The sequence below is a fragment of the Promicromonospora sp. NPDC050880 genome (assembly GCF_044456525.1).
Taxonomy (GTDB): Bacteria; Actinomycetota; Actinomycetes; order Actinomycetales; family Cellulomonadaceae; genus Promicromonospora.
The window spans coordinates 113,433-129,733 of record NZ_JBITFV010000015.1; the positions used below are offsets into that span (position 1 = coordinate 113,433).

A 16,301-nucleotide genomic window follows, 5' to 3' on the forward strand; every position below is an offset into this window, starting at 1 on the left:
CGGATGCAATAGCGGCGAGCCACAGGGGGGCGACGTTGACCACTGGTACCGCAGAGACCGCGCGCGGGAGCCTCGCGCAGGTCGACCGCCGGGAGAACCTGCTCAACCAGGGCTACCACCTGGTCCGGTCCGGCGTCCTGGCCCCGGGCCTGCGCGTGCACCGGGACGTCGGCGCCGTCTGGCAGCTCCTCACCTGGGGCCCCTCGATCGCGGGCGGTTACCGCGCCAGCACGGTGCGCACGCCGCACCAGACGGCGTTCGTCGACGAGCGGCGCACCTCGACGTTCCGCGAGCTCGACGACGACACCGACCGGCTGGCCAACGCCCTGCGGGAGCTCGGCGTCGGCCCGCGCACGCCCGTGGCCGTCCTGTGCCGCAACCACGGCGGCCTCATCGAGGCCATGGTGGCGCTGGCCAAGCTCGGTGCGACCACCCTGCTGCTCAACTCGGGCCTGTCGCCCGCGCAGGTGTCGGCCGTGGTCGCCGAACAGCGCCCCGCGTTGCTCCTGGCCGACCAGGAGTTCCTCGACCAGGACCCCGACCTGCCCGCCGAGCTCCCGGTCCGCTCCACCTGGGCCGACGACGGCGCCTCCGGCCTCGCCGCGCTCGTCGCCGCGGGCGACCCCGCACGGGTGCCCGTCCCGGAGAAGCCCGGCCGTACGGTCGTGATGACGTCGGGCACCACCAGCACCCCCAAGGGTGCCCGCCGCCCGCAGCCGCACGGCCTGAGCGAGGCGGCCTCGCTGCTGTCGGTGATCCCCCTGCGCGCCGGCGACCGGATGATGATCACCACGCCGATCTTCCACACCTGGGGCCTCGCGGCCCTGCAGCTCGGCATGGCGCTGCACGCGGAGCTGGTGCTGCCCCGCCGGTTCGACGCCGAGGACACGCTGCGCAGGATCGCCGAGCACCGGGTGACGGCCCTCGTCGCGGTGCCGGTCATGCTCCAGCGCATCCTCGACCTGCCCGCCGAGGTCAAGGCCCGGTACGACACGTCGTCGCTGCGCGTCGTCGCCTACTCCGGCTCCGCCATGCCCGCGGACCGGATCACGCAGTTCCTCGACGAGTTCGGTCCGGTCCTGTACGGCCTGTACGGCTCCACGGAGGCCTCCTGGGCCTCGATCGCCACGCCGGAGGACCTCGCCGCCGAGCCCACGACGGCCGGGCGTCCGCCGCTGGGCACCCGCATCGGCATCCTGGACGACGACGGCCGGCCCGTGCCGCGCGGCACCGTCGGCCAGATCTGCGTGGGCAACGGCATGTTGTTCGAGGGGTACACCAACGGCACGGGCAAGCCGATGTTCGGCGACCTGATGGCCACGGGCGACCGCGGCCGGCTCGACGCCGAGGGACGCCTCTACGTGGTGGGCCGCGCCGACGACATGATCGTCTCGGGCGGCGAGAACGTCTTCCCCCGTCCGGTCGAGGAGGCCGTGGCGGCGCTGCCGGAGGTCGCGGACGTCGCGGTGCTCGGCGTGCCCGACGAGCGGTTCGGGCACCGGTTCGCCGCGTACGTCGTGCTGCACGAGGGAGCCGCGCTCACGGCGGACACCCTGATCGACCGGCTCCGGGACACGCTCCCGCGCTTCTCGCTCCCCCGGGATGTCCACTTCCTCGACGCCCTCCCCCGCAACCCGACGGGCAAGATCGACCGCCGCCGCCTGCCCGGCCCTCGTTGAGTGCGGGATGTTCGCCCTTGCTGCACCCGGGAAAGGGCGAACATCCCGCACTCAACGGGTCAACGGAGGAGGGTGCGGATGGTCCAGAGGCCCTCCGCCAGCTCTCCGAAGCTCGTGGACAGCGGAGAGAGGCCCACCCGGAGGCCCTGCGGCGGGCGGAAGTCCGGGATGACACCCTGCTTCCAGGCCTCCGCCACGACCCGGCGGAAGTCCGGGTGGTCGAGCATGACGTGCCCCCCGCGACGCTCGGGGTCACGCGGGGACGCCACGCGGACGCCGGGCAGGAGCTCGTCGGCGACCTCGATCGCGAAGCCGGTCAGGGCCAGCGACTTGGCGCGCACGGCCGGCATGCCCGCCTCGTCGATCAGGGCGAGCATGTCGCGCATCGGCAGCATCCCGACGATCGGGGGCGTACCGCTGACGAGCTGCCGGATCCCGGCCGCGGGCTCGTACTCCGGCCCCATCGCGAACGGGTCGGCGGCGCCCATCCAGCCCTGGACCGGCTGCCGCACCTCGTCCTGCAGGCGGGCGGCGAGGTAGGCGAACGCCGGTGAGCCGGGGCCGCCGTTGAGGTACTTGTACGTGCAGCCGACGGCGATGTCCACGTCGTCGGCGTCCAGGTCCAGCGGGACCGAGCCGGCCGAGTGGCACAGGTCCCACAGGACGAGCGCCCCGGCGTCGTGCACGACCCGCGTGATCGCGGGCAGGTCGGCGACGTACCCGGACTTGTAGGCGATGTGGCTGAGCAGCACGAGCGCGGTGTCCGGCCCGACGGCGTCCGCCACCTCCTGGGCGGTGACCCCGGCGTGCGGGTCGGGCGTGATCCAGCGGACCTCCAGGCCACGCTCGGCGGCGATCCCCTGGAGCACGAACCGGTCCGTGGGGAAGTTCTCGGTGTCGGCGACGATCACGCGGCGCCCGGGCCGCGCGTCGACGGCGGCGCGGGCGAGCTTGTAGAGCAGCACGGTGGTCGAGTCCGCGACCACGGTCTGTCCCGGCGCCGCACCGAGCACCACGCGGGCGAGCGTGTCGCCGAGCTCGGTCGGTGCGTCCATCCACCCCTCGTCCCAGGAGCGGATCAGACGCCCGGCCCAGGGCCCGTCCACGAAGGACGCGAGCCGCTCGCGGGTGACGGTCAGCGGCCTGCCGAGCGAGTTGCCGTCGAGGTAGGCGACCAGGCCGTCGCTGGGGGCGAAGAGGTCGCGGAAGTGCGCGAGCGGGTCGGCGGCGTCGAGGGCCGCCGCCCGGTCGCGCAGCGCGGCGGGCAGATCGGTGGCGGGCGGTGCGGTGTCGGTCACGAGGGCTCCTGGTCGTTCGGTTCCGGCCCGAGCGTACGTCCCTGCGCCGCCCGACCCCGCCACGCCCCGCGCCGCCCCCGGCCCCGCCCGCACCGCACCCTTGACGCTCCCGCGCGCACGTCAGTAATGTCCGTGTCATCCTCGCGCAAGAAGTTGACAAGTGACTGCGCGTTTAGCAACAGAAACACGGCAAGTACCCACGAGCACCTTGGTGACGACACCCGTCGAGGACGACGGGAGATCGGGGACGACGATGTTCCGCTCCGCTGCACCACACCACCCGCACTGGCGCAGACCAGGGCGCGCGCCCGCGCTCCTGTCCGCGCTCACCGCCGCCGCCCTGACCGCCGTGGCCCTCGCGCCCGTGCCGGCCGCGGCCGCTCCGGTGGTCCTGTCGGCCGGCGCGTCCGCCGCGGCCAGCAGCAGCAACGCGCCCTACCTGGCCGACAACCTCACGGACGGCAACGCCGCCACCTACTGGGAGTCGACCAACAACAGCCTGCCGCAGTGGGCCCAGGTCGACCTCGGCTCGGGCGCCACCGTCGAGGAGGTCGTGCTCAAGCTGCCCGCCTCGTGGGAGGCCCGCACGCAGACCCTGTCGGTGCAGGCCGGCGCCGACGGCTCCGCGTTCACCACCCTGGCCGCGAGCGCCCAGCGCCGGTTCGACCCGGCGTCCGGCAACACCGTGACCATCGACGTGCCGGACACCGAGGCGCGCTACGTGCGGGTGGCGATCACGGCCAACACGGGCTGGCCCGCCGGACAGCTCTCCGAGCTGGAGGTGCGCGGCACGCGCGACGCCCCGGACCCGGAGGGACCGGTCGAGGGCACCGACCTGGCGGCGGGCCGCACGATCTCGGCGTCGTCGACCGAGTGGACGTACGTCGCGGCCAACGCGAACGACGGCGACACCGCCACCTACTGGGAGGGCGCCGGCGGGCAGTACCCGAGCACGCTGGCGGTGACCCTGGAGTCGGCGGCGGTGCTGAGCGACGTCGTCGTGAAGGTGCCACCGGCCGCGGCCTGGGGGCCGCGGACCCAGACGTTCGAGGTCCAGGGCCGCACCGGGCCGGGTGACCCGTGGAGCACGCTGGCGCCGTCGGCCGGGCACGCCTTCTCCCCTGCGACCGGCAACTCGGTGACCGTCCCGGTCACGGGCACGGCCCGGGAGGTGCGCCTGCGGTTCACGGGCAACACGGGCGCGGGCAACGGCCAGGTGGCCGAGCTGCAGGTGTTCGGCACGGCCGCGCCGAACCCGAACCTCACGGTCACCGGGGTGACGGCGGACCCGGCGTCGCCGACGGAGGAGGACGACGTCACGCTGTCGGCCGTCGTGAAGAACATCGGTACGCAGGCGTCGGCGGCGACGGACGTGTCGTTCACGCTGGACGGTGACGAGGTGGCCACCGGTCAGGTCGGCGCGCTCGCCACGGGGGCCCAGGCCACCGTGACCGCGGACATCGGCTCGCAGCCGGCGGGGTCGTACGAGATCGGGGCCGTGGCCGACCCGTCGGAGGCCGTGGCCGAGCAGTCCGAGGCGGACAACGCCTACACCCACCCCGACCCGCTGGTGGTGACCGAGGTCGCCAGCTCCGACCTGGTCCCGACCGTGTCGTGGAGCCCGACCACCCCGGCCGCGGGCGAGACCGTGACGTTCTCCGCGACGATCGCGAACCGGGGTTCGGTCGCGGCCTCGTCCGGTGCGCACGGGCTCACGGTCGTGGTGCGCGACGACGGCGGTTCGGTGGTGCGGACACTGACGGGCTCGGTCTCCGGCGCCATCGCCCCCGGGGCCACCAGCCAGAGCGTGGACCTGGGTACCTGGCCGGCGGCGGACGGCTCGTACGACGTGACGGTCACGGCGGCACCCGACCCGACCGAGGTAGCGGCCAAGCGCGCGAACAACGAGGTGACGCGGACCCTGTTCATCGGCCGCGGTGCGAGCATGCCCTTCGACACGTACGAGGCGGAGGACGGCGCGGCGGGCGGCGGCGCGACCACCGTCGGCCCGAACCGCGTGGTCGGTGACCTGGCGGGCGAGGCGTCCGGACGCAAGGCCGTCACGCTCGGCCAGACCGGCTCCTACGTCGAGTGGACCACCCGGGCGCCCGCCAACTCCCTGGTGGTGCGCTTCTCGATGCCGGACGCCGCGGGCGGCGGCGGCACGAACGGCTCGCTCGGGGTGTACGTGGACGGGCAGTTCGTCAAGAACATCGACCTGACCTCGCGCTTCGCGTGGTTGTACGGCAACGAGGCCAGCCCGGGCAACCAGCCCGGCCAGGGCGCCCCGCGGCACATCTACGACGAGGCCAACACCCTGCTCGGGCGGACGGTCCCGGCGGGCTCGACCATCCGGCTGCAGAAGACGGCGAGCAACCCCGGGCCGTACACGGTCGACTTCGTGGACCTGGAGCAGGCGACGGCACAGGCCAACCCGGACCCGGCGCGGTACATCCAGCCCGCGGGCTTCACGCACCAGGACGTGCAGAACGCGCTCGACCGGTTCCGGATGGACACGACCGGCAACCTCGCCGGCGTCTACCTGCCGGCGGGCGACTACCAGACGGCGAGCAAGTTCCAGGTGTACGGCAAGGCGGTCGACATCGTCGGCGCCGGGCCGTGGTTCACCCGGTTCCACGCGCCGGCCGGGCAGGAGAACACGGACATCGGGTTCCGCGCCGAGAGCAGCGCGAACGGCTCGACGTTCCGCGACTTCGCCTACTTCGGCAACTACACCTCGCGGATCGACGGGCCGGGCAAGGTCTTCGACTTCGCGAACGTGCGCGACATGACCATCGACGACATCTGGGTCGAGCACATGATCTGCATGTTCTGGGCGGCCAACATGGACGACTCGGAGATCAAGGACTCCCGGATCCGGAACACGTTCGCCGACGCGCTGAACATGACCAACGGCAGCGCGAACAACCACGTGCACAACAACCAGGCGCGCGGCACGGGCGACGACTCGTTCGCGCTGTTCGCGGCGACCGACGCCGGGGGCAGCGGCCAGCGGGGCAACGTGTTCGAGAACCTGACCTCCACGAACACCTGGCGGGCCGCGGGCCTGGCCGTCTACGGCGGGCAGGACAACACGTTCCGCAACATCTACATCGCCGACACGCTCGTGTACTCGGGCGTGACCATCAGCTCCCTGGACTTCGGGTACCCGATGGAGGGGTTCGGTCCCGCGCCGACCCGGTTCGAGGGCATCTCCGTGGTGCGCTCCGGCGGGCACTTCTGGGGCCCGCAGGTCTTCCCCGCGGTCTGGTTGTTCTCGGCGTCCAAGACGTTCACCGCCATCCGGGTGAACGACCTCGACATCGTGGACCCGACGTACTCGGGAATCATGTTCCAGACCCAGTACCTCGGCGGGCAGCCGGTGAACCCGGTCCAGGACACGGTGTTCACCGACGTCTCGATCACCGGCGCGCAGCGCAGCGGTGACGAGTACGACGCGCGGTCCGGGTACGGCATCTGGGCCAACCCGATGCCCGAGGCGGGACAGGGACCGGCGGTCGGGTCGGCCACGTTCAACGGGCTGACCCTGTCGAACAACTACCGGGACATCGTGAACGACACGACGACGTTCACGATCACCCGCAACTGACCCACCCCTGGCCGAGGGGAACCAGGGCGAGACCGAACGGTGGCGAAGGAGGGCGCGGGCGGGCGTCCTCCTTCGCCACCGTTCTACCTCGGCTCTACCTCGGCGGAGTCTCGCCTCGGTCCGATTCGGAGGGCGGGAGGGGAAGGCGGGTGGCCGCACGGAGCCAGGCGATCAGCTCGGACGCCGTCTCCGGCAGGGGCAGCGGGGCGGTCAGCGCCGGGGCCTCCGGCGGGCCGAGCACCGCCCGGCGCAGCGCCTCCCCCGTGAGCACCGACCCGAGCAGCTCGATCTCGCGCTCGTTGACCCCGACCGGCGTCGGCCCGTTGCCCATGTCGGTGCCGTACACGAGGCGGCCGCCCGCCGCGACGAACCGCCGCGCGTTGGACAGCGCCCGGTCCAGGGCGCCGCCCGGCCCGTCGTGGATCGCCAGGGTGGAGATCCACGTCATCCGCGTCGCGCGGGCGATCACGGCCGCCGGCAACGCCTCCGTCCAGGGCACGTGCACCAGGGTGTCCGCGCCCGCGTCGATCGCGCGGGCGGCCTGACCGGCACCCTCGGCATGCACCAGCACCGGCAGCCCCGCCGCGTGTGCCGCTCCGACCAGCGCCCGGAGCACGTCGTCGGGCAGCAGGTCCATGCCCGCGTGCAGGGCGACCTTGACCGCGAAGCCGCCCGCCGCGACCACGTCGGCCACGGCCTCGCCCGCCTCCGGGACCGAGGCCACGTGCCGGACGGCGGCCTCCGGCGCCCAGGTGCGCCCGGTCGGGTAGCCGCCCGGTGCCGTGTGGAACGGCCCGGCGAACCGCACCCGCACACCCGGCGGCGGCGCGGCCGCCCAGGCGCGCACCTCCCGGGGGTCCCAGCCCAGGTCGTGCACCTCGGCGACCGCGCTGCCCGCAAGAAGCCCCCGGTCCACCAGCCCCAGGTGCACGTGCTGGTCGACGACGCCGGGGAGCGTCACCTGCGGCACCGCGCTCACGCCCCGAGCGGGCCGTCGATCTCGGTACGGACCGAGATGAGCTCCGGGAAGAACGTCAGGTCCAGGGCCCGCTTGAGGAAGCCGACGCCGCTGGAGCCACCGGTGCCGGTCTTGAAGCCGATGGTGCGCTGCACCGTGCGCAGATGCCGGAACCGCCAGAGCTGGAAGGCGTCCTCGATGTCGACCAGGTCCTCGCAGGCCTCGTACAGCTCCCAGTGGTCGTGCGGGTCCTCGTAGATCGTCTTGAAGACGGCGGTCAGCTCCGGGTGCTCCGTCCATGCCTGCGTGACGTCGCGGTCCAGGATCTCGGCGGGGACGGCGTGCCCGCGCCGCGCCAGCAGCCGCAGGAACGCGTCGTACACCGTGGGCTCCGCCAGGAGCCGGGCGAGCTGGGCGTGCACCTCGGGCTTGGCCCGGAAGACCTGGAGCATCCCGGCGTTCTTGTTGCCCAGCAGGAACTCCACCGCGCGGTACTGGTGCGACTGGAACCCGGAGGACTGTCCCAGCGAGCCCCGGAACTCGGCGTACTCGCTCGGGGTCAGGGTAGCCAGCACCGACCACTGCTCCGTGATGGTGCGCTGGATGTGCTTGACCCGGGCCAGGCCCTTGAGCGCACGGGACAGGTCGTCGGTGTCGAGGAACTGCCGCACGGCGAGCAGCTCGTGCACCACGAGCTTGAGCCACAGCTCGGTGGTCTGGTGCTGGATGATGAACAGCAGCTCGTCGTGGTGCGGCGGGTCGCTCACGGGGTGCTGCGCCGACAGGAGCTCGTCCAGGCCCAGGTAGGAGCCGTAGTCCATCTCGTCACGGAAGTCCGTGCGGATGGAGGCCTCGATGGGCCGGGTGTTGCCGCTCGTTGTGCGAGTCATGGCGCGAGCGTAACCCCGCTCAGGCCGCCGCCTCGTCCCGGTTCGGGTTCTCGAAGGCCTCGGCCATCAAGGCGATCTCCTCGGGCGGCAGCGACATGTCCCGCGCGATGCGCGTCCAGCCCGACGTCGCCTCCGCCACCTCCGCGAGCACCCGGCGGGCGTCGTCCTGACGCAGCCCGTAGGAGTCCGCACCGGCCAGGAGCTCCCGCACGTCCCGGTCGATCCGGCTGCCGCCGGGCACCAGCGGCGTCGACTCGGCGACGGCGAACGGGTTGGGGTTCACGTCGAACAGCGGGGACAGCGACCAGCCGTCCGGGCGGCGCAGGAAGCCGTGGTTCTTCATGTGGTCGTCCACGTTCCGCACGAGCAGCGTGAACGCGACGCGGCGGAACAGGTCGTGCCCGTCGGTGGCCGGCCGGCCGGAGTGGTCGGCGAGCGTCTCCGCGAGCGTCCGGTAGTCGATGACCTCGAAGAACGCCTTCTGCGTGAGGCTGTCCGCGGACAGGAAGCCGATGCGCCCGCCGCCCTGCGCGCCCCCGCCGGGGTCGCGCGAGACCGCCCGCCGGTCGAACCGCCGGGTCAGCAGGATGGACCGGCCCGGACCGATCCGGTGCAGCCGCGCCACCGGCACCTCGATGCCGGCGTCCGACGCCAGCCGCAACGTCAGGTACTCCCAGGCCTGCACGTCCCAGCGGTCGCCCGTCTCGGGCAGCTTGGCCATCCACAGGTCGCCGGCGCCGTCCTTCACCGTCGCCTTGGGCCGCGCGCCGCCCATGGAGGTACCTGCCGCGACGAGCAGCCGCACGTCGTGGTCGGTCTCCCGGTGCTGCGCCACGGCGTCCGCGGCCTCGGTCAGGGACGGCAGGTCCACCAGGTCGGGGATCTCCGCGCGCGGCGGGCCCAGGAACGTCCGGCCGCCGTCGAGGGAGAAGCGCAGGGCGCCCAGCCGGGTCTCGTCCTGCACGCCGAGCAGGAAGTCCAGCTCGGTGAGGGTCAGGAACCGCCGGCCCTCGGCCCGTGCGGCGCGGCGCTCGGCGTTGAACAGCAGCGTGCGGCCCCACTGGTCGGGCTGGCAGTCCGCGATGACGCCGAACAGGGGCCGGTCGCTGCCCGACGGGATGTTCCCCGGGGTGAGCGGGAGCTCCGGGCACAGCGCGTACGCACGCGGCTGGCGCAGGTAGGCGGGGTCGTACCGGAACGTGCAGCCGACCAGCGCCCCGCCCCGGTTGAGATGCATGTCGAGGTCACCGGCGTGGACCTGGCCCCCGCCGGGGAGCTCGACCTCGACATGTATCGACAAGGGCGTTCACTTCCTCATCTGGTTCACCTGGTGACGCGGACCCGCTGCGGCAGAGCGCGTTCCGCGTGAAACCTGCCCATCTCGGTGGTGAGCGGGTCGCTCGCACCGACCACGGCGTCGGCCACGCCGAGCACCCGCAGCACGGCGAGCGTGTTCTCGAGGCTCACGGTCCCGGTGCCCGTCTCGATGGCACGCAGCGTGGTGCGCGTGATGCCCGCGCGGTCCGCGACGAGCTGGGCGGTGAGACCGTGGATCTTGCGCCAGGCGCGGACGTGGTCACCGAACGAGGTGAGGTCGCGCTGGGTCCGGAGGGATGTTCTGGCCATGACTGCTCCTTTCGGTTATCAGGGTAACCGACGAGGGCTGTAATGGGCACTGTGCTGACCGTTATCGAATCGATCCGGCTCGGCTCGGCACAGTCCGGCGCGGCGGCGCACACCGTGCCCCAGGCCGGAACGGCGAACGGGCCGCCCACCGTGCGGTGGGACGGCCCGTTCGGCCTGGACTCGGCTGCGGGTCACTGACCGTTGACGGTCGCCTTCTCCAGGGCACCGACCGAGAGGTCGTGCTTCTCCAGGATCTCGGCGTAGGTGCCGTCGTCGATGATGCTCTGGAGCGCGGCCTGGTAGGCGCGCACCATCTCGACGTCGCCCGTCGGGAACACCCAGCCGAGCGGGGACGGGTTGATCACCTCGGTGTTCGCCACCTCGAAGATGTCGCCCGAACCGACCTGCTTCGCGTTGTAGGCACCGGTGGACCACTGGGTGAGCTCGGCGTCCGCCTTGCCCGCCTGGACCTGCGCGAGCGCGTCGGCATCCGTGTCGAACCGGGTCACCGTGACCGGCTTGGACTTGCACTCCCCGGTGTTCAGGGCCGCGAGCGCCTCGTCCTGGGTCGACTCGGTGAGCACGGCCACCGTGCGGCCGCAGAGGTCCTTCAGGGTCTTGATGCCCGCGGGGTTGCCCGCCGGGACCATGATCGCGTCGCTGTCGTTGTAGTAGTCGACGAAGTCCGAGTTGACACGACGCTCGGCGGTGTCGGACATCGCCGCGGCCACGGCGTCGACGTTGCTCGCGTACAGCTCGTCGAGCAGCGACTCGAACGGCATGTCGTAGAACGTGTACTTCAGCCCCAGCCGGTCCGACGCCGCGTCGAACAGGTCGATCTCGAAGCCGACGATGCGGCCGGCCTCGTTGGTGTACTCGAAGGGCGGGTAGCCGGACTCCGTGCCGACCGTGATCCGCGCGGACTCCGCCCGCAGCTCACCGGGGAGCAGCGCGCGCAGGTTCTCGTCCACCTCCACGGCCTGATCGGAGTCCTCCGCCGCCTGCGTCGAGTCGGTCGAGCAGCCGGTCAGCAGGGCGCCGAGCGCGGTGACCGCTGCGAGGGAGCCGACGATCGCACGCGTGCGATGTCCGAGTGCCATGCGGGATCCTCCACAAAAGACATGATGAGCGAGTGACGCGGGTGGAGCCTATACGGTCCTGACCGGTTGCTGTGAATCCGAGTTTCACCTATGCCCACCAGCGGGACGCCCTGGTCAGGCGCTGGTGCCGACCTTAGCCGCAGCCCCCACGTCGGCCAGAATCACCGCGTCGATCAGGGCCCGCGCCCACTGCAGCACCTCGGTGCCCCGCAGCGGCCGGCCGCCGATCCGCGCCGTCGTCGGGAACGGCACGAGGAACGCGCGGATGGCCGGCTTGAGGATGGTGCCCGGGTAGAGCCGCTTGAGCCGCAGCTGCGCCGACTCCGGCAGGTTCACCGGCGCGAACCGGACGTACTTGCCCTGTGCCGTGACGTCCGTGAGCCCGGCCCTGCGGGCGTGGTTGCGGAAGTCGGCGACGTCGAACAGCGCACCCGCCACCTCGGGCAGGGCGCCGTACCGGTCGGTGAGCTCGGCACGCACCTCGTCGAGCGCCGCGGTGTCCTGCGCCCCGGCGATCTTCTTGTAGGCCTCCAGCCGCAGCCGCTCGGTGGCGATGTAGGACTCGGGCAGGTGGGCGTCCACGGGCAGCTCGATGGTGACCTCGGGGGCCTCCTCCTCGGTGTCCCCGCGGAACGCGGACACCGCCTCGCCCACCATGCGCACGTACAGGTCGAAGCCGACGCCGGCGATGTGCCCGGACTGCTCGCCGCCGAGCAGGTTGCCCGCGCCACGGATCTCGAGGTCCTTCATGGCGATCTGCATGCCCGCGCCGAGGTCGGTGTGGGCGGCCATGGTCGCCAGCCGGTCGTGCGCCGTCTCCGTGAGCGGCTTCTCCGGCGGGTAGAGGAAGTAGGCGTAGGCGCGCTCGCGACCGCGGCCCACACGCCCGCGGAGCTGGTGCAGCTGGGACAGGCCCAGCATGTCGGACCGCTCCAGGATCAGGGTGTTGGCGTTCGAGATGTCCAGGCCGGTCTCGATGATCGTGGTGCAGACCAGCACGTCGAGCTCCTTCTCCCAGAAGGCGCGGATGACCTGGTCGAGCTGGTGCTCGCTCATCTTGCCGTGGGCCACGCCGATGCGGGCCTCGGGCACCAGCTCGTTGAGCCGGGACGCGGCCCGCTGGATGGTCTCCACCTTGTTGTGCACGTAGAAGACCTGGCCCTCGCGCAGCAGCTCGCGGCGCAGGGCAGCCGCGATCTGCTTCTCCTCGTACGCGCCCACGTAGGTGAGCACCGGGTGCCGCTCCTCCGGGGGCGTGGCCAGTGTGGACATCTCGCGGATGCCCGTGACCGCCATCTCCAGCGTGCGCGGGATCGGGGTGGCGGACATGGCCAGCACGTCCACGTTGGTGCGGAGCTGCTTGAGCGTCTCCTTGTGCTCGACGCCGAAGCGCTGCTCCTCGTCGATCACCACGAGGCCCAGGTCCTTGAACGCGACCGACCCGGTGATGAGGCGGTGGGTGCCGATGACGATGTCGACGCTGCCGTCCTTGAGACCCTGGAGCGTCTCCTCGGACTCCTTGGCGGTCTGGAACCGGCTCAGGGCCCGCACGGTCACCGGGAACCCGGTGTACCGCTCGGAGAAGGTCTCGTAGTGCTGCTGCACCAGGAGCGTGGTGGGCACCAGGACGGCGACCTGCTTGCCGTCCTGCACCGCCTTGAACGCGGCGCGGATGGCGATCTCCGTCTTGCCGTAGCCGACGTCGCCGCACACCAGGCGGTCCATCGGCACGGACTTCTCCATGTCGGCCTTGACCTCGTCGATCGTGGCGAGCTGGTCGGGCGTCTCGACGTACGCGAACGCGTCCTCCAGCTCCCGCTGCCACGGGGTGTCGGGCCCGTAGGCGTGCCCCTGCGTGGCCATGCGCGCGCTGTAGAGCCGGATCAGCTCGCTCGCGATCTCCTTGACGTGCTTGCGCGCCTTGGCCTTCGTGTTCTTCCAGTCGGCGCCGCCCATCTTGGACAGCGACGGCGACTCACCGCCCGTGTACTTGGTGACCTGGTCGAGCTGGTCGGTGGGCACGAACAGGCGGTCGCCCGGCTGCCCGCGCTTGCTGCTCGCGTACTCGATCACGAGGTACTCGCGCGTGGCGCGGTTGCCCCCGGTGCCCATCGTGCGCTGCGCCATCTCGACGAACCGGCCCACGCCGTGCTGCTCGTGCACCACGAAGTCACCCGCCTTGAGCTGGAGCGGGTCCACCACGTTGCGCCGTCTGCTCGGCATGCGCCGCATGTCGCGCGTGCCCGCGCCGGCCCGCCCGGTCAGGTCCTGCTCGGAGAACACGGCGAGCTGCAGCTCGGGGGCCACGAACCCCTTGCCGACTCCCCCGGCCAGCACGTGCACGACGCCGGGCTCCGGCTCGCCCTCCAGCGACACCGTCAGCCGTGCCGCGGTACCGGCGGCCGAGAGCTGCTCGGTCATGCGCTTGGCCGGACCGTGCCCCTCCGTGGTCAGCACGAGCCGCCAGCCCGCGACCTGCAGCCCGTGCACGTCGTCCAGCGCACGGGCGAGGTCACCGCGGTAGGACTCGACGTCCCGCGCACCGACCACGAACGTGTCCGACGCCGTGTCCGACGCGTCGGCGTCGGCCTCGGTGAGCTCGGTGTCCTGGGTGAACGCGGACAGGGTCCACCAGCCGAGGGCGCGCCGGGCCGCGATCTCGCGCACCTCGGCGAACGTCGCGAAGGACGCCGCGGACAGGTCGATGGGCGCGGCCCCGCCCGCGACGGCGCCGGTCCAGGCGGCGGCGAGGAACTCCTCGGTGGTGGCCACGAGGTCGTGCGCGCGGCGGCGCACGCGCTCCGGCTCGTCGACCACGAGCAGCGCGTCCTCCGGCACCAGCTCCAGCACGGGGACCATGCGGTCCACCAGCACCGGGGCGAGCGACTCCATGCCCTCGACGGCGACCCCCGCCGCGAGCTTGTCGAGCATCTCGACCGCGCCGGGCAGGGTCTCGACGAGATCGGCGGCCCGACGCCGCACGGCGTCGTCCAGCAGGATCTCCCGGCACGGCGGCGCCCAGACGCCGTGCTCCGCGATCTCCAGGCTGCGCTGGTCGGCCACGGCGAACCAGCGGATCTCCGTGACCTCGTCGCCCCAGAACTCGCAGCGCAGCGGGTGGTCCTCGGTGGGCGGGAAGACGTCGAGGATGCCGCCGCGCACCGCGAACTCCCCGCGCCGCTCCACCATGTCCACGCGCGTGTAGGCGGCGGCCGTGAGCCGCTCGGCCACGTCGGTCAGGTCCGCGGTGGTGCCCGTGGCGAGCTGGACCGGCTCCAGCTCGCCCAGGCCGTCGACCACGGGCTGCAGCAGGGCACGGACCGGCATCACCAGGATCCGGACGGCGCCGTCCTGCCCGTGGCCCGGCGCGGGATGGGCCAGGCGGCGGAACACGGCCAGCCGCTTGGCGACCGTGTCCGCGCGCGGGCTGAGCCGCTCGTGCGGCAGGGTCTCCCAGGCGGGCAGGACCGCGACGTCGTCGGCGTGCTCCTCCGGGAGGTAGCCGCGCAGGCTCGCCGCCAGGTCGTCCGCCTCGCGCCCCGTGGCCGTGACCACCACGAGCGGCCGCTTCTCGGCCGCGGCCACCAGCAGCGGCGGGCGGGCACCCACCGGTCCCACGACGTCCACGAAGCCACGCGCGCGCACGCGCTCGACCGCGGCGGAAGCCCCGGGATCACGCAGGAGGGTGGGCAGCAGGCCGGTGAGGTTCATGGGATCTGTCCTTCGATGGCGCACGACGACGGGCCCACCACGGGCACGACCCGGGTACGGGTCACGTGTGAGGGGCTCGTACCAGGCTACTCCGGGCCACCGACACTGCCGGATCGTCACCGTGACGTCTCCCGGATGTCGTACCCGGCACGTACGATGACCGGCGATGTTGACCCCCTCCGGATCCCCGCGGCACACCGGCGCGCCGGGCCCGGGGCGCGACGCCGCCGTCGAGCGGCGTGCCCCTGCCCGCCTCGCCTGGCCCGACGTCGCGCGCGGCCTCGCCATCGGCCTCGTCGTGCTCTACCACGCCACGAACTGGACGTGGCAGACGGGGTACGAGGTAGGCGTGCTCCGCGAGGTCAACGAGACGCTCCGCAGCCTGCGCATGCCCCTGTTCTTCACGGTGGCCGGTATGTTCGCCGCCAAGTGGACCACCGTGCCGTGGTCCCGCCTGGCCCGCGGCAAGCTGCTCTTCTTCGCCTGGGTGTTCGTGCTGTGGGAGCCGGTCTCCCTGCTGGTGCGCCTGCTCACCGGCTACTACCAGGTGGCCGACGCCGACTGGGGCACCCTCGGCCACGACCTCGCCTGGTCGCTCCTGGTGCCGCGCTCCGAGCTCTGGTTCATCTGGACGCTCGCGGTCTTCTTCGTGATCGCCCGCGCGCTGCGCCGCGTCCCCGCGCCCGTGCAGCTCGTGCTCGCGGCAGCCGTCGGCGCCTGGGCCCTGGCCGGCTGGGAGCCGGCGAGCCTCGCCTGGCGGGGTACCGCGCAGTTCGCGCTGTTCTTCCTGGCCGGGCTGCACCTGCGCCCGCTGCTCGAACGCTTCGCGGAGCGGGTCACCTGGCTGTGGGCCGTCGGCGCGGTCGCCGTCTGGCTCGGGGTCCAGGTCGCGGTGCGCGAGCTGGGCCTCGCCGACGTGCCGGGGTGCTACCTGCTGGCCAACATCGCGGGTGTGCCGGCCGGCGTCACCGTGAGCGTGCTGCTCTCGCGGGTGCCGGGCGCACTCGGGCTGCGGTGGCTCGGCGCACGCACGTTGCCGGTCTTCGTCACGCACACGTCCGTGGTGCTCGCGCTGCTGTCGGTGCTGTGGCGCAACGGGATCTGGATCCCGGCGCCCCCGTCGCAGTGGCTGCCGGTCGCCCTGTGGGCCGCGGCGATCGCGGCCGGCCTGGCCCTGGGCGAGCTCGCGCCGCGGATCGGCGCGCGGTGGCTCTTCGCGCCGCCGCGGTGGTTGTCGGGCTCCGGTCGCTGAGGGATCACCGCGCCTCGTGCCTGGCCGGTGTCTCGACCGGGCGCACTCGGTCGGATCTGGCCGCGGCGGGACGGGTTCAGCACGGAGGCACATGCCACCGAGGTGGGGGGGGTGGGGGGGGGGGGGGGCCCCCGCGGGGGGCCGGGCGCGGGGACACAGCCCCCCCCCGGGCGCGCC

The 16,301-nt window shown here is 72.7% G+C and carries 11 protein-coding genes; 4 read left to right on the forward strand and 7 right to left on the reverse strand.

Translation table 11 applies throughout. The features are described from left to right. Window positions 1-35 precede the first annotated feature (35 nt). Window positions 36-1,679, forward strand: coding sequence for an AMP-binding protein (locus ACIBBF_RS20790; RefSeq protein ID WP_397417116.1), 1,644 nt, complete (start codon window positions 36-38; stop codon window positions 1,677-1,679). A 59-nt stretch (window positions 1,680-1,738) separates the two neighbouring features. Here ACIBBF_RS20790 and ACIBBF_RS20795 read toward each other — a convergent pair whose 3' ends face one another. After that, complete coding sequence (locus ACIBBF_RS20795; protein WP_397417118.1) at window positions 1,739-2,977, reverse strand: kynureninase; 1,239 nt, start codon at window positions 2,975-2,977, stop codon at window positions 1,739-1,741. A gap of 211 nt (window positions 2,978-3,188) precedes the next feature. On the opposite strand from ACIBBF_RS20795, the gene ACIBBF_RS20800 reads away from it, so the two are divergent. Further along, entirely contained in the window at window positions 3,189-6,587 is a 3,399-nt protein-coding gene (locus ACIBBF_RS20800; protein WP_397417120.1) for a discoidin domain-containing protein, read from the forward strand. Window positions 6,588-6,681: 94 nt separating this feature from the next. Here ACIBBF_RS20800 and ACIBBF_RS20805 read toward each other — a convergent pair whose 3' ends face one another. From ACIBBF_RS20805 to ACIBBF_RS20820, 4 genes are read right to left on the reverse strand one after another with little or no spacing between them, the layout of a single operon-like run. Further along, window positions 6,682-7,566: a hydrolase gene (locus ACIBBF_RS20805; protein WP_397417122.1), complete on the reverse strand. Its 885-nt coding sequence runs from the start codon at window positions 7,564-7,566 to the stop codon at window positions 6,682-6,684. Further along, window positions 7,563-8,435 carry a tryptophan 2,3-dioxygenase gene (gene kynA / locus ACIBBF_RS20810; RefSeq protein WP_397417125.1) on the reverse strand — a complete coding sequence of 291 codons (873 nt, stop codon included), beginning with the start codon at window positions 8,433-8,435 and terminating at the stop codon, window positions 7,563-7,565. The genes ACIBBF_RS20805 and kynA overlap by 4 nt, the downstream gene beginning before the upstream one ends. Before the next feature lie 19 nt (window positions 8,436-8,454). Continuing rightward, on the reverse strand, window positions 8,455-9,735 hold the full coding sequence (locus ACIBBF_RS20815; RefSeq protein ID WP_397417128.1) for a type II toxin-antitoxin system HipA family toxin: 1,281 nt from the start codon (window positions 9,733-9,735) through the stop codon (window positions 8,455-8,457). Window positions 9,736-9,758: 23 nt separating this feature from the next. After that, the gene (locus tag ACIBBF_RS20820) at window positions 9,759-10,061 is read right to left on the reverse strand and encodes a helix-turn-helix transcriptional regulator (protein ID WP_119142262.1); all 303 of its coding nucleotides are present in this window, start codon (window positions 10,059-10,061) and stop codon (window positions 9,759-9,761) included. A 42-nt stretch (window positions 10,062-10,103) separates the two neighbouring features. Between ACIBBF_RS20820 and ACIBBF_RS20825 the strand changes: the two genes are divergently transcribed. Beyond that, window positions 10,104-10,259, forward strand: a complete 156-nt coding sequence (locus ACIBBF_RS20825) for a hypothetical protein (protein ID WP_397417131.1) — start codon at window positions 10,104-10,106, stop codon at window positions 10,257-10,259. Here the strand turns inward: ACIBBF_RS20825 and ACIBBF_RS20830 are convergent. Then, complete coding sequence (locus tag ACIBBF_RS20830) at window positions 10,253-11,161, reverse strand: ABC transporter substrate-binding protein (protein ID WP_397417134.1); 909 nt, start codon at window positions 11,159-11,161, stop codon at window positions 10,253-10,255. The genes ACIBBF_RS20825 and ACIBBF_RS20830 overlap by 7 nt on opposite strands. Window positions 11,162-11,275: 114 nt before the next feature. Beyond that, the gene (gene mfd, locus ACIBBF_RS20835) at window positions 11,276-14,872 is read right to left on the reverse strand and encodes a transcription-repair coupling factor (RefSeq protein ID WP_397417137.1); all 3,597 of its coding nucleotides are present in this window, start codon (window positions 14,870-14,872) and stop codon (window positions 11,276-11,278) included. Window positions 14,873-15,038: 166 nt separating this feature from the next. On the opposite strand from mfd, the gene ACIBBF_RS20840 reads away from it, so the two are divergent. Next, entirely contained in the window at window positions 15,039-16,124 is a 1,086-nt protein-coding gene (locus tag ACIBBF_RS20840; protein ID WP_397417139.1) for an acyltransferase family protein, read from the forward strand. Window positions 16,125-16,301: the final 177 nt, after the last annotated feature.